At 37.7% G+C, this 22,915-nt stretch carries 19 protein-coding genes and 1 tRNA gene; 16 read left to right on the top strand and 4 right to left on the bottom strand.

What is annotated here, in order from left to right:
* The first annotated feature begins 1 nt into the window (after position 1).
* The 3 genes from BUA72_RS09980 (at position 2) to BUA72_RS09970 (ending at position 6,285) form a co-directional block, all read left to right on the top strand.
* Positions 2-3,169, top strand: coding sequence for an ABC transporter permease/M1 family aminopeptidase (locus BUA72_RS09980; RefSeq protein WP_072922807.1), 3,168 nt, complete (start codon positions 2-4; stop codon positions 3,167-3,169).
* 255 nt (positions 3,170-3,424) lie between these two features.
* Positions 3,425-3,859, top strand: a complete 435-nt coding sequence (locus tag BUA72_RS09975; protein WP_072922806.1) for a MarR family winged helix-turn-helix transcriptional regulator — start codon at positions 3,425-3,427, stop codon at positions 3,857-3,859.
* Between the two features lie 11 nt (positions 3,860-3,870).
* A complete protein-coding gene (locus tag BUA72_RS09970; RefSeq protein ID WP_072922805.1) occupies positions 3,871-6,285 on the top strand; it encodes a TonB-dependent receptor in 2,415 nt (804 codons plus the stop codon).
* A 339-nt stretch (positions 6,286-6,624) separates the two neighbouring features.
* Here BUA72_RS09970 and BUA72_RS09965 read toward each other — a convergent pair whose 3' ends face one another.
* Positions 6,625-8,901, bottom strand: a complete 2,277-nt coding sequence (locus BUA72_RS09965; protein WP_072922804.1) for a polyribonucleotide nucleotidyltransferase — start codon at positions 8,899-8,901, stop codon at positions 6,625-6,627.
* A 448-nt stretch (positions 8,902-9,349) separates the two neighbouring features.
* Between BUA72_RS09965 and BUA72_RS09960 the strand changes: the two genes are divergently transcribed.
* Both BUA72_RS09960 and BUA72_RS09955 read left to right on the top strand, forming a co-directional pair.
* A complete protein-coding gene (locus tag BUA72_RS09960) occupies positions 9,350-10,771 on the top strand; it encodes a sugar MFS transporter (RefSeq protein ID WP_047448901.1) in 1,422 nt (473 codons plus the stop codon).
* A gap of 225 nt (positions 10,772-10,996) precedes the next feature.
* On the top strand, positions 10,997-11,356 hold the full coding sequence (locus tag BUA72_RS09955) for a DUF4260 domain-containing protein (RefSeq protein WP_072922803.1): 360 nt from the start codon (positions 10,997-10,999) through the stop codon (positions 11,354-11,356).
* Positions 11,357-11,803: 447 nt separating this feature from the next.
* Here BUA72_RS09955 and rpsO read toward each other — a convergent pair whose 3' ends face one another.
* The gene (gene rpsO, locus BUA72_RS09950) at positions 11,804-12,073 is read right to left on the bottom strand and encodes a 30S ribosomal protein S15 (RefSeq protein ID WP_047448908.1); all 270 of its coding nucleotides are present in this window, start codon (positions 12,071-12,073) and stop codon (positions 11,804-11,806) included.
* 174 nt (positions 12,074-12,247) lie between these two features.
* Between rpsO and BUA72_RS09945 the strand changes: the two genes are divergently transcribed.
* From BUA72_RS09945 to BUA72_RS09935, 6 genes are all read left to right on the top strand, one after another.
* A complete protein-coding gene (locus tag BUA72_RS09945) occupies positions 12,248-12,799 on the top strand; it encodes a hypothetical protein (protein WP_034726716.1) in 552 nt (183 codons plus the stop codon).
* A 1,002-nt stretch (positions 12,800-13,801) separates the two neighbouring features.
* Positions 13,802-13,954, top strand: a complete 153-nt coding sequence (locus BUA72_RS24445) for a bacteriocin-like protein (protein WP_156122694.1) — start codon at positions 13,802-13,804, stop codon at positions 13,952-13,954.
* 215 nt (positions 13,955-14,169) lie between these two features.
* On the top strand, positions 14,170-14,310 hold the full coding sequence (locus BUA72_RS24440; protein WP_156122695.1) for a bacteriocin-like protein: 141 nt from the start codon (positions 14,170-14,172) through the stop codon (positions 14,308-14,310).
* Positions 14,311-14,345: 35 nt separating this feature from the next.
* A complete protein-coding gene (locus BUA72_RS24435) occupies positions 14,346-14,510 on the top strand; it encodes a bacteriocin-like protein (protein ID WP_156122696.1) in 165 nt (54 codons plus the stop codon).
* 173 nt (positions 14,511-14,683) lie between these two features.
* Positions 14,684-16,006: a magnesium transporter gene (gene mgtE, locus BUA72_RS09940; RefSeq protein WP_047448911.1), complete on the top strand. Its 1,323-nt coding sequence runs from the start codon at positions 14,684-14,686 to the stop codon at positions 16,004-16,006.
* 22 nt (positions 16,007-16,028) lie between these two features.
* On the top strand, positions 16,029-16,766 hold the full coding sequence (locus BUA72_RS09935; RefSeq protein ID WP_072922802.1) for an ABC transporter substrate-binding protein: 738 nt from the start codon (positions 16,029-16,031) through the stop codon (positions 16,764-16,766).
* Positions 16,767-16,899: 133 nt separating this feature from the next.
* On the opposite strand, the gene BUA72_RS09930 is transcribed toward BUA72_RS09935, so the two are convergent.
* A complete protein-coding gene (locus BUA72_RS09930; protein WP_034726722.1) occupies positions 16,900-17,349 on the bottom strand; it encodes a GAF domain-containing protein in 450 nt (149 codons plus the stop codon).
* A gap of 13 nt (positions 17,350-17,362) precedes the next feature.
* Complete coding sequence (locus BUA72_RS09925) at positions 17,363-18,790, bottom strand: hypothetical protein (protein ID WP_034726724.1); 1,428 nt, start codon at positions 18,788-18,790, stop codon at positions 17,363-17,365.
* A gap of 54 nt (positions 18,791-18,844) precedes the next feature.
* Between BUA72_RS09925 and BUA72_RS09920 the strand changes: the two genes are divergently transcribed.
* From BUA72_RS09920 to BUA72_RS09900, 5 genes are all read left to right on the top strand, one after another.
* On the top strand, positions 18,845-19,612 hold the full coding sequence (locus BUA72_RS09920) for an MBL fold metallo-hydrolase (protein WP_072922801.1): 768 nt from the start codon (positions 18,845-18,847) through the stop codon (positions 19,610-19,612).
* Between the two features lie 75 nt (positions 19,613-19,687).
* Positions 19,688-19,769: transfer RNA gene (locus BUA72_RS09915), tRNA-Leu, on the top strand.
* Between the two features lie 480 nt (positions 19,770-20,249).
* Positions 20,250-21,095 carry a hypothetical protein gene (locus BUA72_RS09910; protein ID WP_072922800.1) on the top strand — a complete coding sequence of 282 codons (846 nt, stop codon included), beginning with the start codon at positions 20,250-20,252 and terminating at the stop codon, positions 21,093-21,095.
* Between the two features lie 143 nt (positions 21,096-21,238).
* Positions 21,239-22,060, top strand: coding sequence for a hypothetical protein (locus BUA72_RS09905; protein WP_072922799.1), 822 nt, complete (start codon positions 21,239-21,241; stop codon positions 22,058-22,060).
* Positions 22,061-22,099: 39 nt separating this feature from the next.
* Positions 22,100-22,915, top strand: coding sequence for a hypothetical protein (locus BUA72_RS09900; RefSeq protein WP_072922798.1), 816 nt, complete (start codon positions 22,100-22,102; stop codon positions 22,913-22,915).

Raw genomic sequence — 22,915 nt, 5'->3', positions numbered from 1 at the left:
CATGAACGCCCTATTTTTATTTGAAGCCAGACGCATCACCAAGCACTGGGCAGCCTATCTTATCGCCTTACTCTTAGCAGGCATCGGTATTTTCTGCGGCAGCCAGTTCAATCTGACGGCTGGAGACGGAATCTATCTCAATTCACCGTACACCATTGGTTTTATGACCGGAATGATGAGTCTTTCGATCATATTTATAGCCGTTATTTATGCCGTACAGTTGCTTTTTAAGGACCAGGATTCAAAATTTGATCTTGTGCTCTTTTCGTTTCCTTTTTCGAAATGGACGTATCTCAGCGGAAAATTCAGCACCTATTTCCTGCAAACTTTCTTCAGCTTTTCCTTTTTAATGCTGGGTTTCCTCATTGGTCAGGTCACACGAACCGGAAGTGAAATGCAAGATGTGTTCAATTTGAGCTATTATCTGTATCCTATGTTGATTTTTGGTCTCATCAACACTTTTTTTGTCTGCAGCTTTATCTTTCTGATTTCATTAATCGCAAAGAAGAAACTGCTTGCTGTCGTTGCCGGACTTCTACTGTATGTCCTGTACATGGTGGTTCTGGTATTTTCTAACTCTCCGTTTATGGCTGGAGGTTTGCCTCAATCCATAGAAACGCAGCAAGTTTCTGCCTTCCTGGATCCATTCGGACTGTCATCCTATTTTTTTGAAGCCAGAACACTTTCTGTAGATCAGAAAAACGCTTCATTAGTACCATTTTCGGGATATTTAATCATCAACAGGGTCATTTTCTCAGTGGCGTCTTTGTTATTTCTTTGGCTCACTTACCGGCTGTTTTCTTTTTCCTCTGTTTCAAAGCAAAAAGTAAAAAAAGTAAATTCAAGTTTAGAAATTAAAAGCAGTTCATCATTTGCGTACACCATATCCCGGGTGAATTTCGGTCATAAAAATGCTTTTAAATCGATCCTTTCTTATGCGAAAATTGACTTACTCTACCTCTTCAAAAGTATCACCATTCCTGCCGTTTCCATCCTGCTACTGTTCTTCGTCGGAATGGAAATGTACGCTGAGATCGAAAAAGGAATCCGTCTTCCGCAGAAGTATGCTGGTTCAGGTCTTATGGCAACCACTATTTCAGAAAACTTTCCATTGTTTGGACTTCTTCTTGTGGCTTATTTCATCAATGACCTGTATTGGAGAAGCCGTTCATCCGGATTTTCGCTGATTGAAGACAGTACGTTTTTCTCAAAAATCAGACTTTCGGGGCATTTCATTTCTATCTGTGTTTTGCTGTTCTTTTTTACCGGAATTTTAATCGTTCAGGGGATTGTCTTTCAGACCATGTATCAATATCTTCACATTGATTGGAATGCTTATCTGGGCGTTTTTCTTTTCAATACATTTCCGTTGATTCTTTTCTCAGGACTCATCCTTCTGATCAATCATGCGATCAGAAATAAATTGATTGCTCTGGGCATTTCCGTTCTGGCGGTATTTCTATTGGCCGGTCCTGCATCCGGGAAGATCATTCCTTATCCTTTATTCAGAGTATTTTCAGACTTTAAAGGGAGTTACAGTGATTTTAATGGTTATGGCATTTATCTGTATGCCTTTGCGGAAAGGCTTTTATTCGGAGCCGGAATCATTTCATTTTTATGGATGATAGATCAAGCGATCAGATCGAAAAAATTTAATCTGATCCCCCTTATTCCCAGCCTTGTTTTGCTTATTTCCGGCATTTTTGCAGGAACTCTGTTTATGACAGGTTATATTCCTAAAAATGAAGAGAAAGACATAGCAACGGCCGTTCAGTACGAAAAAGTTTTTAAGAAGTATGAAAACACGCCTCAGCCGGAAATCACTGATGTAATCACTGAGATTACGTTGAATCCTTCCGAAAACTCCTACCAGATTACAGGAAAATATGTCCTGACCAATTTTACTGGTCATCCTATTGATAAGGTCTTGATTAATTTTAACCCTGATCTTATGACAGAATCCGCCGTTTTTCAGACAGGTTCCGAGACGGTTAAAATTAATGACAACATTTCTGAGGTTCATTTAAAACAAGCCATTAAACCCGGAGAAACTGCTCACCTTAACTTCAAGCTTTCTTATAAATGGTATGCAGTTAACGGGCATCAGTCTTTCAATGCCGTGATAGAAAATGGCTCTTTTATGCGGATCAGCAGATATTATCCTGTGATCGGGTATCAGAAAGATGAAGAAATCCAAGACGAGCAGTTGCGGAAGAAAAACAACCTGGGAAAACTCGCAGAGCTGAAAAAACCGGAAGCTCCAGAGGTCTTTAAAAAGGATTTTATCAATTTAGACATGACGGTTTCTACGGAAGGTGATCAGACGGCCCTTGGCACCGGAGATCTGGTTAAAAAATGGAAGAAGTCGGGGCGAAACTATTTTCAGTACAAAGCGGAAAATATTCCGTTCAGGTTTGCGGTTTCTTCTGCAGACTATCAGGTGAAAAGTGTTTTATACAAAGGCATTACCATCAATATCTTCTATCATAAAAAGCATTTCGAAAACGCAGATCATCTTCTTGAAAATGCAAAAATTACGCTGGATTACTGTGAACAGAATTTTGGAAAATATCCTTTTAAAACGGTCAGTTTTGCTGAAATCTCCTCTTTCACCAGAGGTTTTGCAGCAACAGCCTATCCATCGGCGATATTTATGCCGGAGGATATGATTTTCCACGCCAATATCCACGCTGATAAAGAACAGGATGTCATCAATGAACTGGCCGGACATGAGCTTTCTCACTTGTGGTGGGGAAACAGTCAGATCAATCCGGATGACAGAGAAGGAGCGGTCATGCTTTCCGAAACACTTGCGATGTACACGGAAATGATGCTTTACAAAAAAATGCACGGCAAAGAAAAAATGAAGGAGAGGCTCACCATGCATCAGCAGATTTATGATAACGAGAAAGGTCTGTCTGAAAACCGCCCGATCTACAGAGTGACAGGAGATATGGCTCATATTGCCTATTCAAAGGGTGCTGTCGCTATGGTCAAATTAAGCGAACTCATCGGGGAAGAAAAAGTGAATGAAGCGTTAAAAAATTTCCTTCAACACAATCATTATCCGAAGAAACCATCTTCTATGGATCTACTTAATGAATTTTATAAAGTATCTCCGGATGCTAACACAAGAAATCAGATAGACAGGCTTTTCAAAACATTATAAAACATTCCATCTTCATCAATTTCATCCACAAACATCTGCTTTATCTGTGTGATTTGCGGGAAAATAATGAGCCCACGCAGATTACACAGATCAAGCAGATTTCTTTTTCTATTACTAATTAAACTGCAGTTCATGCAGTTTTTTTGATTTATACAAAAAATATTTTCACCAATCTGTAACAAAATAAAAACACTCACTACAAATTAATTGATATATCAATAATTGATAAATCATTTTAAACTCAATACGGAAAACATGGAAAAATTAAATTCAATCATATTCTACAATATAGATAAAGCAATCAGGTCTTATAGAAATTATGCACAGCGTCAGCTTAAGGCTAATGGTTTCACGATCACGATCGATCAGTGGCTGATTATCAAAGCTGTTCTGGAAAATCCGGGAATTACACAGAACGAAATCGGGGATCTGGTTTTTAAGGACAATGCCTCGGTGACAAGAATTATTGATCTGATGGTGAAATCAGCATATGTGATCCGGACTATCCATTCGGAAGACCGCAGAAAAACCAATCTTGAAGTCACCGAATCCGGGATAAAGATCATCAAAGATGTTCAGAAACTGGTAGAAGGCAATCGAAAAACCGCCCTGCAGAATGTCTCAAAAGAAGAAATGGAAATCATGAATAATGCTCTCCTAAAAATATCAGAAAACTGTAAAAAACACTAAAAAATAAAACAATGGTCAAACTATTTTTACTCCTATTGGCATGGACGCTGACTTTGTTCAGTAGTCTGCTTTCAGCACAGAGTGTGCAAAATTTTTCATTGTCGGGAACGATCAGTGGTGAGAAAACCGAGCAGTTGGAAATCAATCTGTTTGACTCAGGAAATGCATTAGTCAAAACAGAAATTGCAGAACAGAATGGAAAATTCAGTTTCAATGATCTTAAAACAGGAAATTACAGGTTAAAGATCAACAGAAACGGCAGTGAAGTCTATCAGTCTGACATGATTCAAATCGCAGAAAACAAGTCGCTCTCTCCCATTGATCTCAATATAAAATCTATTGAAGGAGTGACCATTACCAAGACGAAACCTTACATCGAAAGACAGGATGGAAAAATGATCCTCAATGTTGAAAACAGCATTGCCAGCACGGGAAATTCTGCTTTTGAAGTCCTGGAAAAAGCTCCGGGCGTGAATGTAGACAGCAATGACAACATCAGCCTCCGGGGAAAAGGAAATCTTCTGGTACAAATCGACGGAAAAAATACGCCGATGACGGGATCTGACCTGGCAGCTTATCTGCGCGGAATTCCTTCCTCAACCGTTGATAAAATAGAGTTCATCACCAATCCGTCTTCCAAATATGATGCAGCAGGAACTTCGATTATTAATATCAAGCTCAAGAAAGATCAGCGAAAAGGAACGAACGGAAGCGTTTCCACTGCTTTGGGAACAGGAAAATTCATTAAAAACAATAACAGTTTCAGCATCAACCACCGAAATAAAAAGGTGAATGTTTTTGCTAATTACAGCTTTGCGTACAGAGAATTTTATAATCATTTGGTTTTAGACAGAAATTTCTACACCAATGGAACATTCGAGAAAGCTTATCTGCAGGACAATTTTCTAAAATTCAACTTCAGAAATCATATTGCAAAAGCAGGAATGGATTATTATATGAATGATAAAAATGTTTTGGGCTTTTCCGTAGGTTTTATAAGCAATAGGTTTGATCCGAAAGGTGACAATTCAAGTCTGATTCTGGGAAATGATCATCAACCTGACGGCAGTTTTACTACGCAGAACCGTTCTCATGACCACTGGAAAAACGTTTCATTCAACCTGAATCATAAGTACACCATTGATTCATTAGGCTCGGAAATCACGACTGATTTTGATTTTATTAATTATTCGAATACCTCACTCCAAAATTTTGAAACAAGAAATTACGAAGCATCCGGGAACCTTACTAATCTTGATATTCTACAAGGTGACATCGGCGGAAATCTAAATATTTATTCTTTAAAATCTGATTTAACGAAAAACCTGAAAAAAAGATGGAAACTGGAAGCCGGAATCAAGACCAGCTTTGTGAAAGCGGACAATGACCTGAAATTCTTTAATGCAAGCTCAGGCGTTCCAGAACTAGATCTTAATAAAACCAACCATTTTATTTATGAGGAAAACATCAATGCGGTGTATGGAAATGCTTCTAAAAAGTGGGATAAATTCAGTGCAACATTTGGTTTAAGAGTTGAAAATACAAACGTAACGGGAACCCAGCTTACGACCAATCAGGTGAACAAAAAGAATTATACCCAACTCTTTCCAAGTGCGGTTTTCTCTTATGATATAACGGATAAAAACAATCTGGAAATCAATTTCAGCAGAAGAATTACACGTCCGAGCTACAATCAGTTAAATCCATTCAAGTTTTATCTGGATCCTACGACTTACAAGGCCGGAAACCCGGAGCTGAATCCACAGACCACGATGAATTATGAGTTGACGTATAGCTTAAACAGTAAATATTTCGCCACATTAAGTTATAGCAAAACAGATAACAACATTACAGATGTCATCAAACCTGTCTTTGAAAACGGAGAAAATATTACTGTTCAGACCAATGAAAATTTAAGTTCGGCTTCCTATTTCGGGTTGTATCTGATCGCTCCCGTGAAAGTGACGAAGTGGTGGGATATGAACAACAGCGCGAATTTCTACTACGGATCTTATACCGGAAATGTTTCGGGAACGCAGATCAATAATAAGGGAAATTTCACTTTTAATCTCAATAGTATCAATTCATTTAAACTGGGGAATGGTTTCACCGCTGAACTGACCGGAAACTACCGTGCGAGAGAAGTCTATGCCTATATGGATGTACAGCCGAACTGGTATCTGAATATCGGGGCTCAGAAGAAATTTAAAAACAACAGTGTTCTGAAACTTTCATTCAATGATATCTTCTTTACGAGCAATCCGAAAGCACAGACCACCTTTAATAATTATGTAGAGAACTTCGTGGTAAAAAGAGATTCCCGAGTAGCAACGATCTCTTATACGTACAATTTCGGTTCGTCTAAAAATGCACAACCAAGAAAAACAGGCGGTGCAGATGATCTGAAACAGAGAATCGGAGCGTAATGGAATGATGAAAAACAGAGCTGTGAAAAATATATTTTTTTTCGTGCTCAATTGTTTGAAACGCAACGACGCAAAGGAAAATTCACCAATATACTGTTTATAAGGCGGTAGGATTTTATCTACGATAAAATTGTACACCGTTGTCATTGCGAGGAGCACAGCAACGAAGCAATCTCATTGTCACCCTTGCTAAAAATCTTCGATTTTATTGCAACTTAAAAATGTAATCATTTTTAAAACCTTTGTGCTTTTGCGATTACCAACAACCGGATCTTTATCACTTTAACCAAAAAAAATCCCTCAAATTGAGGGATTTCATTTATATATGAGATTTAAATCTTAAGCTTCAGTTGAAGGGTTCTGATTGTTGTCTCTTGGAGCCTGTTCAGGTCTTCTGTCACCTTCAGGTCTGTCCTGTCTTTCCGGTCTTCTGTCACCTTGAGGTCTTCTATCACCTTGTGGTCTGTCTCCTTCTGGTCTTGGCTTAGACTCAGTTCTTTCAGGTCTTGGCAATAAAACTTTTCTTGAAAGTTTCATTTTCTTACGGTCATCGTAACCCATAAACTTCACCTCTACTTCGTCACCTTCGTTGTAAGGTACTTTATCAAGACGAGCCCATTCGATTTCAGAAATGTGAAGTAATCCTTCAGTTCCTTTTGCAATCGCTACAAAAGCTCCAAAATCCATTACTTTTACCACTTTTCCTTGATACACTTCCCCTACTACCGGTACAAATGTAATCTCGTTGATTCTTGCAATCGCTGCATTGATTTTCTCCCTGCTTACACCAGAGATCTCAATTCTTCCGATTTCTCCTACTTCTTCAATAGCAATAACAGTATCTGTATCTTTTTGAAGTTGTTGAATGATTTTTCCACCAGGTCCGATAACAGCACCGATGAAATCTTTAGAAATCTCAAGCATTACCATTTTCGGAGCGTGAGGTTTCACGTCTTCTCTTGGTACCGCAATTGTTTCAGTGATTTTATTAAGAATATGTAATCTTCCGTCTTTAGCTTGTAAAAGAGCTTTCTCCATGATATCCATGGATAATCCCTGGATTTTGATATCCATTTGACAAGCAGTAATTCCGTCTGCAGTTCCCGTTACTTTAAAGTCCATATCTCCCAAGTGATCTTCATCACCTAAGATATCAGAAAGTACAGTGAATTTTCCACTCTTAACGTCTGTTACTAATCCCATTGCAATCCCAGAAACTGGTTTTGTAATCTGAATACCTGCATCCATCAATGCTAAAGTTCCTGCACAAACAGTTGCCATAGAAGATGAACCGTTTGATTCTAAAATATCAGAAACGATACGGATCGTGTAAGGATTTTCTTCAGGAATCATGTTTGCCAAAGCTCTCTGAGCCAGGTTTCCATGTCCTACTTCTCTTCTTGAAGTTCCTCTTAAAGGTCTTGCTTCACCCGTTGAGAACGGAGGGAAGTTATAATGTAAGAAGAATCTTTCGTCATAATTTACCATTACACTGTCTACCATGTTCGCATCTTTCACAGAACCTAACGTTACTGCTGTTAAAGATTGAGTTTCACCTCTTGTGAAAATGGCAGAACCGTGAGCTCCCGGTAAATAATCGATTTCGCTCCAGATTGGACGAATTGTTTCAGGATCACGACCATCTAGACGGATTTTGTCATTCAAAATCATCTGACGCATCGCTTCTTTCTCTACATCATGGAAATATACTTTAGCGAAAGGGGTTACTCTTTCTAATTCTTCAGCATTTTCAACATACTGAGCTAAAAATTCAGCCAAAACAGCTTTGAATTTTTCACCTCTTTCTTCTTTTGCTGAAGGTTGCTTAGCAACTTCATATACTTTATCATATGTTTCTTTCCACACTTTCTCACGGATAGCTTCATCGTGATTTTCGTGGCTATATTCTCTTTTTGGGAATGATTTACCTACTTTTTCAGCTAATCTTTCCTGAGCTTCAACTTGTTTTTTAATTTCTACATGAGCGAATTGGATTGCTTCAAGCATTTCCTGCTCAGAAATTTCTTTCATTTCCCCTTCTACCATTACGATAGAATCTTTAGTTGCTCCCACCATGATGTCAAGGTCGGCAATTTTAAGATCTGCATAATTAGGGTTCACAGAAAGTTCACCGTTGATTCTTACTACTCTCACTTCAGACATTGGTCCGTTAAAAGGAATATCTGTAATAGCGATTGCTGCAGATGCTGCAAGACCTGCTAAATCATCAGGAATCGACTCTCCGTCATAAGAAATTAATGAAATCATCACCTGAACTTCCGCATGAAAATCTTCAGGGAATAATGGTCTAAGAACTCTGTCTACCAAACGCATCGTTAAGATCTCCTGATCTGATGGTCTGGCTTCTCTTCTAAAGAAATTTCCAGGAATCTTACCTCCTGCGTAGAATTTTTCTCTGTAATCAACTGTTAAAGGTAGAAAATCTACACCTTCTTTTGCTTCTTTACTGGCTACAACCGTTGCTAAAAGCATTGTTCCGCCTATTTTTACGACTACAGAACCATCAGCCTGTTTTGCTAATTTTCCTGTTTCAATTGTAATTTCTCTGCCGTCTGCAAGAGTAATCGTTTCTGTAATTGCTTGAGGTATACTCATAAATTGTTTTGTGTTGCACTCCGTATTGAGTGCTTTAATTATTGATAGTTCGTCTAAATTTTCGTTTGCAAAGATAACGTATAATAATGAGATATTAAATTTTCAATCTCAGAAATAGTATGCGGAATTATAAGATTTTACCCTCCTATTTTATCGATGAAGTAAGAATTACTTACGAAATGTTCAACTTATTGATCATATTTCATCAATAAAAATATTTTTTTCCTGAGAAAATTGATCAAAGAATCGAGTCATTTTCGTATTATTGTCTCAAAAAGTGTAAATAATATTTTCATTTCATTAAAGATGAGTTATTTACATAAAAAACACCTGAAAAGTTGCAGAAAAACGGGCCTCTGCCTTATATTTGCCATGCTTCTCAAAATATATATGCAGCAGACGAAACAACTGAAAGAGCTAATAATTCTTTTCAAATAAATAAATGTTTATGATCAATAAAGAAGTGAAAACACAGAGCAGAAATTATACGATCCCGCTAATCACGATCACCCTGCTCTTTTTTATGTGGGGATTCATCACCTGTATGAATGATATTCTGATCCCCTATCTGAAACAACTTTTCAAACTCACCTTTTTCGAATCGATGCTGGTACAGTTCTGTTTTTTCGGAGCCTACTTTATCGGTTCCCTGATTTATTTCCTGATCTCTATTTCAAAGGGAGATCCCATTAATAAAGCAGGCTACAAAAAAGGAATTATGTTCGGTATTTTTCTCGCGGCCTTTGGCTGTGTCTTATTTTATCCGGCAGCTACTTTTTCCTATTATCCTCTGTTTTTGGGGGCTTTATTTATTCTCGGACTGGGTTTTACAGTCCTTCAGATCACGGCCAATGCCTACGTTTCATTACTCGGCAGCGAAGAATCTGCTTCCAGCCGTCTGAATATGACCCAGGCTTTCAATGCCTTCGGAACTACGATCGCACCGGTATTGGGAGGTCATCTGATCTTTGAATTTTTCTCCGCTCCGGACGGTTCGTTCAGCGCGGTGGCCACAAGAATTCCTTATCTGATTTTCGCCGGTATACTTTTATTGGTTGCCTTATTAATTTCAAGGGTAAAACTGCCATCTTTCCAGACACAGGAAGAGGAAATTGTAAAAGGTTGGGGAGCTCTTGAGTTCAGCCACCTGAAATTCGGTGTTTTTGCGATGTTCTGCTACGTAGGTGGAGAAGTTGCAGTCGGAAGTTTTATTATCAGCTTTCTGGAGCAGCCTCAGATCATGGGTTTCAATGAGATCATCAGTAAAAACTATCTTTCTCTGTATTGGGGAGGGGCAATGATCGGGCGTTTTCTTGGCGCTATTTCTTTAAATCAGTCACTAAGCCAGAGTAAAAAGGCAATTTATATGTTGGGAGCAGCTGCTGCTGTATTCCTTGTTATTTTCAGTATTGTAGACTTAAGTTTTGCACAGATTAGCTTTTTCATTGTATTTATCGTGCTTAATTTTATTGCTTTCTTTATCGGTAAAGCAGCTCCGGCAAGGACATTATCTATTTTCGCAGCGATCAATGTGGTACTTCTTATCTCTGCCATGGTTAATCAGGGTGAACTGGCGATGTACAGCATTTTAGGAATCGGGATTTTTAACTCTATTATGTTCTCCAATATCTATACACTGGCGATTTCCGGTTTGGGTAAATATACCAGTCAGGGATCTTCTCTTGTGGTTATGGCTATTTTGGGAGGAGCTATTGTTCCTATTTTCCAGGGCTATCTTGCCGATAAGTTCGGGGTGCAGCATTCATTTATCATTCCGGTATTCTGTTACCTGGTGATTCTGATCTTCGGAGCTTACTGTACAAAATATTTAAGCCATGTGGAAACTACTGAATCCAAATCCGGACACTAAGATTCTTTTCAGTTTTTAATATCGCAAAGCAAAACAAATAATTAGAAACAGTATTTTGTTTTTAAGATATACAAAGCCGCTAACGCTTATTGTAGCAAGAAAAGGTTTGTATCTATACTATAAAGTGAGATGTTTTATGACGTCTCACTTTTGTTTTTTTATCAAATTAAACCGTAACTTTTCCATTCAGCAGAACACTTATCAGATCATCAATACTATATTATTATGAAGATTCAGTTACAGCTTGAGTATGTTGCCTTTTTGATATTGGGAATCTTTGCATTCAGCCGTACAGAATTGTCGTGGTGGTGGTTTGCAAGCCTGTTCTTTGCTCCTGATATTTCTATGCTTGGATATGTCATTAATAATAAGGTTGGAGCATTTTTCTACAATCTGTTTCATCATCTTGGGTTGGCTATTGTTATCTATCTTGTGGGAATCGCTTTAAGTCTTCCTTACCTACAGATGATCGGAGCGATTATATTCTCACACTCGGCATTCGACAGAATCCTGGGGTATGGGCTGAAATATCCTGACAGTTTTCAGAATACTCATCTGGGAAAGATCGGAAAAGAGAAAAAATAGTTGAGCAGATATAAAGTCTATTTTACCGTACAAAGGTATTAACCACAGATTGCACGGATTTACACAGATGATTATGTTGATACTGATGAAGGCAATGGATATCATGATATTAAAAAAACTCACGCAGATTATAGAGATGACGCAGATTTTTTCGGAAAAGAGAAAAGTAGTATAGCAGATATAAAGTCTATTTTACCGTACAAAGGTATTAACCACGGATTGCACGGATTTACACAGATGATTATGTTGATTATGATGAAGGCAATGGATATCATGATGTTTAAAAAAAATTCACGCAGATTATAGAGATGACGCAGATTTCTACTTTGTTAATCTGCTCTATCCGTATCATCTGCGAGAGCTCCGAATGATTGGAAAAGATAAAAAGTAACGGCATAAAAAAAGCAACCTCTTTCGAAGTTGCTTTTATTTGAAAATCTTTGTAGATTATTTTCTTAAACCTAGTTCAGCAATAATTGCTCTATATCTTGCGATATCTTTGTTTTTAAGGTAATCTAGTAAACTTTTTCTCTTACCTACCAATTTCACAAGAGATCTCTCTGTGTTGAAATCGTGACGGTTAGACTTTAGGTGTTGAGATAAGTGATTGATTCTGAAAGTGAAAAGAGCGATTTGTCCTTCAGCACTTCCTGTGTCTGTTGCAGATTTTCCATGTTTTGAGAAAATTTCCTGCTTTTTTTCTGTTGTTAAGTACATTCCAATATTGTTTAATGATTATTATGTAACGGGTGCAAAATTACAACTATTTTTTAATTCAGCAAAACATTATTGATTCCATGTATCAAAATTGATAGAAAAAAATGTTAAAAATTTCTTAATAAATTGTATGTCATCCAACGAAAAGGCAGTAATTTTGCATACGAATTACAAATGAGAAAAATTATATTCTTTACAGCAGTCAGCACTTTTTTACTGGTCGGCATTATTTCAGTGAAAGCACAGAAGAATTCGGACAACAAAGTAAAAAAAATCCTATACTTCAATCCCGAGGTAGAGCCTGATATTGAGGAAATTAAAGAACCCACCAACCATGCTTTCTTCAGTGCGGTTTCCGATAATTTCAGCGGCAGAAGAAATAAAATGCTCAGAGCCGAAGTTCAGATTCCTTTCGACAGCATAGAAAAACAAACCATCACGGATTACTGTGTCAATAATGATGCGGATTTTGCCATTGTTCCGAAAGTAAGATATTTCAAAGTAGGTATCGGAAAATATGTATTTTCCAACCAGGTCGTGGTCAGCATGAAACTTTTTGATGCCGAAGGAAATCTGGTCACTGAATCAGATTACGACACCTACCGCAAAAATATGCGTCTTCTGGGTTCCACTGAAAACTCTATCAAAATAGGGACAGACGGAGCAATCAAGGGTATTTTGAAAAAACTCAGAAAGCTTAAGCCTGCGGCTGGGACAGAGCTTTAAAAGTGAATGGTCAATTATTGGTGGATAATAAGATTCATAGTTGACGATTCACTATTCACAGTATTTCGATGTTCTCAACGTCAATGGTCAATTCTGCTCCGCAGGTCAATGGTCAATTGGTGGAGGATAGTAAGATTCACAGTTGACGATTCACTATTCACAGTATTTCGATGTTCTCAACGTCAATGGTCAATTTTGCTGCGCAAGTCAATGGTTAATTGATGGCGGATAGTAAAATTCACATTTGAAGATTTACATTCACAATATTTCGATGTTCTCAACGTCAATGGTCAATTTTGCTGCGCAAGTCAATGGTTAATTGATGGCGGATAGTAAAATTCACATTTGAAGATTTACATTCACAATATTTCGATGTTCTCAACGTCAATGGTCAATTTTGCTGCGCAAGTCAATGGTCAATTATTGGTGGATAATAAGATTCATAGTTGACGATTCACTATTCACAGTATTTCGATGTTCTTCGACCGTCAATGGTCAATTCTGCTGCGCAGGTCAATGGTCAATTGATGGTGGATAATAAGATTCATAGTTGAAAATTCACAATTCACAATATTTTAATATTCTCAACGTCAATGGTCAATTGGTGGAGGATAGTAAGATTCACATTTGACGATTCACCATTTACAATATTTCGATTTTCTTCGACCGTCAATGGTCAATTCTGCTACGCAGGTCAATAGTCAATTAATGACTTATAGTAAAATTCACAATTGACGATTCACAATTCACAATTTTATCAGTCAATGGTCAATTTTGCTGCGCAAGTCAATGGTCAATTGATGGCGGATAGTAAAATTCACAATTGACAATTCACCATTCACAATCCACCTCCGTTTATAATCACATTCTTGCAGTCATATTCTTACGTAAAAATTAAAAAACACCCCAAACACCCTGATTACTAGTTAAATATTTTCATTATATGGTGAATAATATAATATTTTTTACTATTTTAGTTTTACAAATTAAAACTTATACAATATGAAAAATTTAAAGAAGCTCAATAGAGAGCAACAGAAACAAATTAATGGAGGTGCTATTAACAGATGCAACAATACCAACAGACCTTGCTCTATAGGATGGTGCTGCAACGGAGTATGCTCACCTTATGCATGTATTGATCCGGAGCTTTAGGATCATATTTTTTATTAATACTTAAGTCAATAGGTATGAAACATTTAAAGAAACTCAACAGAGAACAGCAAAGCCAAATTAATGGAGGAGCTATCAACAGATGTAACGCAACCAGACCCTGCACCACTGGATGGTGTTGTGACGGAGTTTGTAGACCGTTTGCCTGTATTGAATTTTAAAAGTTTTATCTTTTTATTTAATTAAAATTATTGAATATGAAAAATTTAAAGAAGCTTAACAGAAAGCAGCAAAGTCAGATCAATGGCGGAGCTTTTCAAAAATGCAGTGTAACAAGACCGTGCTTCATCGGTTTTTGTTGCCAGGGTGTTTGTATGGAATACGATTGTATTGAATAAATACAGTCTTTTTATTAATAATTAAAACTATTGATATGAACAATCTCAAAAAACTCACCAGAAAAGAGCAACAGAATATCAACGGTGGCGGAATGATCAAAAAATGTCAGACCCATACCCAATGTGGATTCGGAGAATGCTGTGAAGGAGGTATGTGCCTGCCTTCCCCCTACCCGATGTGCGGACCTATTCTAGAATAATATAGGGATTTATACATTAAAATTTAATTTTTGAACATCCGCTCCGGCGGGTGTTTTTCTATTTTAAAAGACGCTGTAAACTATTTTAAACTTTAATTAATCCTTAATTTTGCGGCTTTACTTCATAGTCTTAAATTTTTGAATTATTTTTGCATATCCTAAAAAATCACGTTTTGAATTCCAGAGACGAACTTATCTTTAATGCTGCCGATATCGCCGAAACTCTTAGCAATCTTCATGCTGACGAGAGGCTCCTGGCATTTTTGAAAGTTCCGAAAGAATATAAAGCGGAAGTTTTCTCCCACCTTGACCCTGACTTCCAGGAGGATACCATCAGAAGTATCGGAAGCGAAGAGGTTTCCGAGATCCTGAACGGCATGACTCCGGATGACAGAACTGCCCTTTTTGAGGACTTTCCGGATGAGCTGATCAAGTATTCTATCAATCATCTTAATCCGCAGGAAAGAAGAATTGCCCTGAAGCTTCTGGGCTACAATTCAGATTCTATTGCCCGTCTGATGACGCCTTACTACATCCAGATCCGTAAAGAATGGACCGTAAAGAGATGTCTTCAGCAGATCAAAAAGGTTGGAAAAAGAGTGGAAACCATGAACCACCTGTATGTCGTGGATGAAAGAAACCGCCTGATCGATGATATTGCTTTGGGAAGCCTTTTACTGGCCGAAGAAGACACATTGATCTCGGACATGACGGATAATCATTTTGTGGCGATCACTACAATGACTTCAAAAGAAGATGCAGTAACGTATTTTGAGAAATATGACCGAACTGCCCTTCCCATCATCACGGAAGCCGGCGTTCTTGTAGGGATTGTAACGATTGACGATATCCTTGACCAGATCGAGCAGCAGAATACGGAAGATATTCAGAAATTCGGAGGTCTTGAAGCGTTAGATGATCCCTATACACAGACTTCTTTGGTAGAGATGATCAAAAAAAGAGGAACATGGCTGATTATCCTTTTCTTCTCAGAAATGCTTACTGCTTCTGCGATGGGTTATTTTGAGGATGAAATTCAGAAAGCTGTCGTTCTTGCGCTGTTTGTCCCACTAATTATTTCCAGTGGAGGAAATTCCGGATCTCAGGCTGCAACGCTTATTATCCGTGCTATGGCTCTTCAGGAGATCGGTCTTAAAGACTGGTGGTATGTGATGAAAAAGGAGATTTTTACCGGACTTGCTCTCGGCAGCATTCTTGGTGTTATAGGCTTTTTAAGGATTATGGTATGGCACGAAGCCGGTTTCTTCAATTATGGAATGTACTGGCCTTATGTAGGCTTAAGTGTAGGCGTTTCTCTTGTGATGATTGTTCTTTGGGGAACACTTTCGGGCTCTATGGTTCCTTTTATTCTGAAAAGATTAAACCTTGACCCTGCTACTTCTTCTGCTCCATTTGTAGCCACTCTGGTAGACGTTACCGGACTTATTATTTATTTTTCCGTAGCCGGACTTTTCCTGACAGGAAAACTTTTGTAATTTAGGCAGACAAAGTCTGAATATGAAAGTTGTTTCTTTAGTCCCCTCTATCACAGAGGCGTTATTTGATCTTGGCCTTACTGAACATGAAGTCATTGGCAGGACAAAATTCTGTATACATCCTGAAAATAAAGTGAAAAATGTAGCCGTTATCGGAGGTACAAAAAATATCAATATTGATAAAATAAAAGCTCTACAGCCGGATCTTATTCTCGCCAATAAAGAGGAAAACATCAAAGAACAGGTAGAAGCCCTGATGGATGATTTTAAAGTGGTAGTGACCAATGTAGAGACCATTGAAGACAACTATTACCTCCTGAAAATGCTCGGAAACACCTTTAATAAAGAGGAAAGAGCGCAACAGTTCAATCTTAAGATTTACGATGTTTTAGAACAGGCTAAACTTGATTCTCCGGTAAAAGCCGCTTACCTCATCTGGAAAAATCCTTATATGACCATCGGATCTGATACTTTTATTCATAAAATCCTGGCCGAAATAGGTTTTGAAAATATTTTTAAAGATCAAACACGGTATCCTGAAATTCAAATGGAGGATCTCACTGAGGCAGATGTTATCATGCTGTCTTCCGAACCTTTTCCTTTCAAAGAAAAACATATTGAGGAAATGAAGGCATTCTACCCGGATAAAAAGATCATGATCGTGGATGGAGAGGCATTTTCCTGGTACGGAACCCATATCGCAAAGTGTGGGGATTATTTTAAAGGATTGCTGGCGGAAATTCATGCTATGCAACGATAATTTTTTTCAACCACAAAAGAGACAATACACCACCACACTGGTGGCTTCGAGTGCCTCAGCCACCAGTTTGCATAAAAAAAGCCCCGACTTTAAATCGGGGCTCATATTTTTTATATTTCTATTGAAATTTCAGTTACAAAATCTTGGAAACTTCATTACAAAGCCATTCCAGAAGTTCACGGTCTTCAGCTGTGAACGGATCCACAGTATGAGAATCAATATCAATCTGACCGATATTCTGACCGTCTTTGAAGATAGGAACTACAATCTCAGCTTTAGTATCAATAGAACAGCTCAGGTAGTTGCTTTCCTGATGAACGTCCGGCACTACGAATGTCTCATTGGAAACGGCAACCTGTCCGCAAATTCCTTTTCCATAAGGGATGATGGTGTGATCTGTAGGTGCTCCCACGTAAGGGCCTAATTTCAACTCATCTTTATCTCCGTTCTTAAAGTAGAATCCTGTCCAGTTGAAGTAAGAAATTTCCTGATCCAGCAGGTGACATACTTTCTGAAGCTTTTCTTCTGTATTATGTTTTGGACTTTCAAGAATAGAGGAAAGTCTTTTCTTTATTTCTGACATATTATTTTATGTTTTAGGAGAATTGTTTGAAGGAAAGTTCTTCTTTATAGCCGAACATTCCACGTTCTTTTATCATTTCTGCAACGCCTTCCGGAACCTGGTTTTCCCAGCCTGTGACGCAGCATGCGATTTTTCTTAAGATCTCTCTTGAATAAATTCCAAGGTACTCAGGATTGTGATTGGTGATATCGACAATACGGTTGTTGTGTTTGAAATATTTGTAAAGCTCTTTTAGGTTTTCTTCCACTTTAAGGTTTGAAGAATCCAGTAATTCATGTGTTTCAGGATCTTTGTAAGGATAAAGATATACCCTCATCCCGTTTCTGAAGAACTTTCCGAACGCTTCCAGGATTCCTCCTGAAAGATCTTTATAATACTTTTCATCGAATACCATCAGAAGGTTATTCACTCCCATGGCTACGCCGATATCTCCGCTGGTGTACGATGCAAAATAATCAATCAGCCTGTAGTATTCCGAGAAGTTTGAAATAATAACGGTATATCCCAGTTTTCCGAGGATATCTACCCTGTCCATAAAGTCTCTTTCATCAATATCTCCATCCGCCCTAAGGTTTGAAATGGTGATCTCAATCAGAACTTCTGTTTCTTCATGAGTACAGATCGCATCTTTCTGGAACATCTCGAGGCCGTTTTTAAGCATATCGATATTCACCTTCGTTACGGGTCTGAAACTTCCTCTTACCGCGAAAATATTCTTCTTGTACAACACATCGGCAGGAAGCATATTGCTCCCCTGAGAATTGAAGATCACGGCATCCGTCATTCCATGCTTTACAAGCTGAAGTGACATCAGTCGGTTGTCAACATAGTCAAAAGCAGGTCCGCTGAAATCGATCATGTCAATTTCAAGACCGTCTTTGGCAATGTCGTCGTATAAAGATTCGATTAAGTTTCGTGGATTGTCGTAGTAGTTGAAAGCTCCGAAGATAAGATTTACCCCAAGGTTTCCTAAAGTTTCCTGCTGTAAGGTGGCATCATTTTCATTAAATTTTACGTGGATCACGATCTCGTTGTAATCTTCGTTTTCTTTGGTCTGGAAACGGATTCCTACCCAGCCGTGGCCTTTGAGTGTTTTGTCGAAATTAATCGTCGTTACCGTGTTTGCATAAGAGAAAAATTTTCTGTTCGGATTGTTTTCCCTTGAAATCCTTTCTTCGATCAGCGCTACTTCATACCGGAGCATTTTACGGAGTCGGTTTTGGGTAACATACCTGTTTTTCGCTTCTTTTCCGTAAATGGCATCACTAAAATCTTTGTCGTAAGCAGACATCGCCTTAGCAATTGTACCGGAAGCCCCTCCTGCTCTAAAAAAGTGACGAACAGTCTCCTGCCCTGCTCCAATTTCTGCGAAAGTACCATAAATAGTAGGATCTAGATTAATTGTTAATGCTTTTTGTTTAGGAGTTAGTTTCTGATACATTAGGACGTAAAATTTTTCGTAAATTTACCAAAATTAAACCAACCTCAAAAGAAAATGAAGTTGAAATTTTTAGGAACCGGTACTTCCCAGGGTGTGCCCGTTATAGGCTGTACATGTGAAGTATGTACTTCCGAAAATCCCAAAGACAGACGTTTCCGCTCCTCAGTAATGATTACTACAGAGGAAAGCAGAAAAATACTGATCGATTGCGGACCGGATTTCAGAGAGCAAATGCTCCTTAATCATGAACATAACGTAGACATTGCACTTCTCACCCACGAACACAATGACCATGTGATCGGGCTTGATGATATGCGTCCGCTGATTTTTAAAAGCGGAAAAAATATGCCTCTTTATTGCTATGAAAGGGTTGGACATGAGGTGAAGAAGCGTTTTCCTTATGCTTTTGCTGATGTGAGATATCCGGGAGCTCCGGCCTTCGATCTTCACGAAATTGAAAATAAGCCGTTCCATGTTCTGGATACGGAGATCACACCTATTGAAGTGATCCACTATGAAATTACGGTTTTCGGGTACAAGTTTAAAAATCTTGCATACATCACCGATGCCAATTTTATTTCAGATATTGAAAAAGAAAAATTACAGAATCTGGATGTGCTGGTTTTAAACTGCATCAGAAAATTTGATCCGCATCCTGCCCATTTTATCCTTCCTGACGTCATCGCCCTGTTTAAAGAACTTAAGCCTAAAAAATTATTTTTAACCCACATCAGCCACCATCTGGGACTGCATGATATTGAAGATAAGGATCTTCCGGAAGGAATGCATCTGGCGTACGACGGTTTGGAGATAGAATTTTAAAATTTTTCTCTCAAAAAGCTTTTGAACATTGAAAAAAGTTTATATATTTGCACACCAATTTAAAACAAACATCAAGCCCAGTTGGCGGAATTGGTAGACGCGCTAGACTCAAACTCTAGTATCGAAAGATGTACCAGTTCGATTCTGGTACTGGGTACTTAATAATGACACTAACTAAATAAAGTTAGTGTCATTTTATTTTATTTATATTTGATTATCAAACAATTGAAAAATTGAGATAAACATAAATCTCCCACCTGCTCCAATATCTTCTGTCATTTCATAGAAAAAAGAATGCTAATTTTTGTAACAAGTTAAGCGTTATTAAGGCATTATTGTACGTGTTATCAAATCTGTATGATCTAGAATACAAAATCTTTTTTTTCGGCTCTACTCTCTTATTTAATATAATTTTAAAAAACTCATTCTAATTTATAGTTGTGAATGATATTTAGGGTTGATACAAAGTAAAAAAATGACAGATATCTGTCATTTTTTTACTTTGTATTATAATTTACATTTGCAACATATTTACTCTTAGAAAATAGAAATTGAATTTCAATATTTGATTTTGATTATAAATCGAGTCCATCATCAATAAAAACTTTTTCTTAACAAAAACACAATCAAAAATAGGATGATAAAAAATATTATTATAATAGGAGTTATTATTTCTTCTAGTGCATACTCTCAGGTAGGTATTAATACACAAAACCCTGATCCTTCTGCCAATCTAACAGTATCACCTATTGATCTCAACAACAATGCTAAAGGGACTTTATTAAGTGCTATGACTACCATACAGCGAGCGGCAATTTCATCTCCAGCCCAAGGATTGATTGTATATGACAGCGAACTGAAATGCCTGATGAGCAATAACGGTACCCCAACCGCACCTATTTGGGAATGTATAGGAGGCAGCAATGCTACGCCTGGCTTAACCTATTTTAAGCAGTTTCATTATGCTCTGCCCTCTAGTATTTCTTACAACAGCGGAAGCTTTAGCGCACAGTCTGGTATAATAAATAACACGGATCAAAGCCTGCTTTCTAACTGGCTGAGAACTAATGACCCTAGCCAGCTAACCGAGCTACCAATGATTGATGGTATAAGAGTCGATATTGTATTCAAGGCTGGAGATACATACCGTCCTCTTATTATCAATACAAATGCAACGGGTAAAAACCTGTTTGGTCTGACTAAAGCAGATATCAGCGGGACATTTAATTGGAATATGCCATCTGTATTTGCAGCCGATGGCGGTTACCTCAATATTGATAACGACCGATTGTTGGGCTGGGATAATCCTAACGTTAATAATAACATAGAAACAAGTATATCTGTATTCAGGGTATTGGGAGATAATGGTTCACTTTATAGGGTTACCTTTTGGGGGTATACTGACAGTACGAATGGTAATAAGCATCAGATCCACATTCTGCTCGAAAAATTTGACCCCCAAAAAGGAGGAGTTCATAATTAATCTAAACTCGGGACCAGGAAGAAATATTCCAATCTGGAAAAGGTACTCATTTACGCATTTAAATTACTAAAATTCAAACACTAAAGCTTCTGCTAATAGACTTATTTAAAAACACAAAGTATATATAATATAAAAACACACTTATGAAAAAAATTAAAATTACTTTGGTGATATTATTCACCATATCCGGTAGCGTGGTGTATAGCCAGGTAGGTATAAATACAAAAAGCCCGCTAGCTTCCTTTCATATTGATGGAGCAAAAGATAATCCAGAGATATTACCTCTTCCTTCGATATCCGAAGCCAATGATGCTGTTATTACATCTACGGGGAGTATAGGAATCGGAACCGTCATACCTGATGTTTCCTCTGCACTGGAAATCAAATCTTCAAACAAAGGTTTTTTACCACCAAGGGTCACCCTTACCAGTTCATCAGATGCTATTACAATACCCAATCCGGCTACAGGACTCGTTGTCTATAATAATGGTAATATAAATCTTGAACCAGGACTTTATTACAATATTGGTACACCTTCTGTGCCCAATTGGAACAAGAGTGGCGGTACTATTATCACGGAAACAGAGGGTAGCATTACTTATAAATCTCCTATACAGCCTCTGAATAACAGACCTATTCTGAATGCAGGAGAATTTCAGTTTCAGATATTGCGATCCGGAGGAAATGAATATGCCGCTATTCAATATACAGGTAGCGGTACACGTGATTATAATGCTTTTATTATAGAAGGGTGGAACAGTAATGGCAGATATACGACCGCTGGAACTGGGAGAGCTGACAATACTTTTAGAATAATTAGTGGATCTACAGATATAGGATCCAATAATGAAATCAATATCATAAGAATATATGATACAATTTCTAAAAAAGTATATCGATATGAGACCAATCTGCTTGTTATATCAGGAAATACCCACGTATCCCAACTTGTAGAAGTGTATTAGAGTAATTTCCTCAAAACTATAAATACCCCAAAATAAATAATGGACAAATATAAAATTATATTACTGTGTAAGGCATTACTTGTCGCACAGTTTTCATACGCACAAATAGGTATAAATACGTCAAATCCTCAGGCTGCTTTTCATATTGACGGAAGAAAGGACAATCTGGCACTGGATCCTCCCACTGCAGATCAACAAGCCAATGATGTTGTTACTACAGCAACAGGCAGCATGGGTATTGGCATCGTTAAAGTAGACTCCTCATCCAAATTGGAAATAAAATCTACTCAAAAGGGATTTTTGCCACCCCGTTTAACTTTAATTAATGTATCGGATGCAACTACTATCCCCCTTCCTGCAACCGGATTAACAGTTTACCATAAAGGCAATTCAAATCTTGAAGCCGGACTCTATTATAATTTAGGCACTTCTATTTCTCCTAGCTGGAGTAAGGGGGGCCAAACAATTATCAATGAAAACCAAGGGAAGTTTGTCTATAAATCTCCATTACAGCCATTGACAAACAACCCAATTATTAATGTGGGTGAATTTGAATTTAGGGTTTTAAATACAGATAAGAAAATTTATATCCGTTACACAGGAACCAGCACCAGTAAAACCTACTTAGTATTTACAAATGAATACTGGACAGGTAGCGGATACAGTGTAGCAGATGACATGGGGGTTGCTTCAAGTACATTTTCACTAATGGCAGGAACAACAACATTAAGTAACAACGAACTTAATATTGTGAGAATATATGATAATGTTTCTAAAAAAGTATACCGCTATGAGGTCAATCTTATTGTAAAAGGAGGCCAGACTTATATTTCTCAAATTGTAGAAACTTATTAA

It is taken from the genome of Chryseobacterium sp. OV279 (assembly GCF_900128945.1).
Lineage (GTDB): Bacteria > Bacteroidota > Bacteroidia > Flavobacteriales > Weeksellaceae > Chryseobacterium.
The sequence above is the reverse complement of the archived record's forward strand: the minus strand, read 5'-3'. Positions and strand labels throughout refer to the sequence as shown.

Coding starts and splice junctions, on each gene's coding strand:
- BUA72_RS09955 (WP_072922803.1), top strand. CDS start 10,997: ATGAAGATTCAGTTACAGCTTGAGTATGTTGCCTTTTTGATATTGGGA.
- BUA72_RS09980 (WP_072922807.1), top strand. CDS start 2: ATGAACGCCCTATTTTTATTTGAAGCCAGACGCATCACCAAGCACTGG.
- BUA72_RS09970 (WP_072922805.1), top strand. CDS start 3,871: ATGGTCAAACTATTTTTACTCCTATTGGCATGGACGCTGACTTTGTTC.
- BUA72_RS09910 (WP_072922800.1), top strand. CDS start 20,250: ATGATAAAAAATATTATTATAATAGGAGTTATTATTTCTTCTAGTGCA.
- BUA72_RS09965 (WP_072922804.1), bottom strand. CDS start 8,901: ATGAGTATACCTCAAGCAATTACAGAAACGATTACTCTTGCAGACGGC.
- BUA72_RS09945 (WP_034726716.1), top strand. CDS start 12,248: ATGAGAAAAATTATATTCTTTACAGCAGTCAGCACTTTTTTACTGGTC.
- BUA72_RS24445 (WP_156122694.1), top strand. CDS start 13,802: ATGAAAAATTTAAAGAAGCTCAATAGAGAGCAACAGAAACAAATTAAT.
- BUA72_RS09905 (WP_072922799.1), top strand. CDS start 21,239: ATGAAAAAAATTAAAATTACTTTGGTGATATTATTCACCATATCCGGT.
- BUA72_RS24440 (WP_156122695.1), top strand. CDS start 14,170: ATGAAAAATTTAAAGAAGCTTAACAGAAAGCAGCAAAGTCAGATCAAT.
- BUA72_RS09930 (WP_034726722.1), bottom strand. CDS start 17,349: ATGTCAGAAATAAAGAAAAGACTTTCCTCTATTCTTGAAAGTCCAAAA.
- BUA72_RS09960 (WP_047448901.1), top strand. CDS start 9,350: ATGATCAATAAAGAAGTGAAAACACAGAGCAGAAATTATACGATCCCG.
- rpsO (WP_047448908.1), bottom strand. CDS start 12,073: ATGTACTTAACAACAGAAAAAAAGCAGGAAATTTTCTCAAAACATGGA.
- BUA72_RS09920 (WP_072922801.1), top strand. CDS start 18,845: ATGAAGTTGAAATTTTTAGGAACCGGTACTTCCCAGGGTGTGCCCGTT.
- BUA72_RS09975 (WP_072922806.1), top strand. CDS start 3,425: ATGGAAAAATTAAATTCAATCATATTCTACAATATAGATAAAGCAATC.
- BUA72_RS09935 (WP_072922802.1), top strand. CDS start 16,029: ATGAAAGTTGTTTCTTTAGTCCCCTCTATCACAGAGGCGTTATTTGAT.
- BUA72_RS09925 (WP_034726724.1), bottom strand. CDS start 18,790: ATGTATCAGAAACTAACTCCTAAACAAAAAGCATTAACAATTAATCTA.
- BUA72_RS24435 (WP_156122696.1), top strand. CDS start 14,346: ATGAACAATCTCAAAAAACTCACCAGAAAAGAGCAACAGAATATCAAC.
- BUA72_RS09900 (WP_072922798.1), top strand. CDS start 22,100: ATGGACAAATATAAAATTATATTACTGTGTAAGGCATTACTTGTCGCA.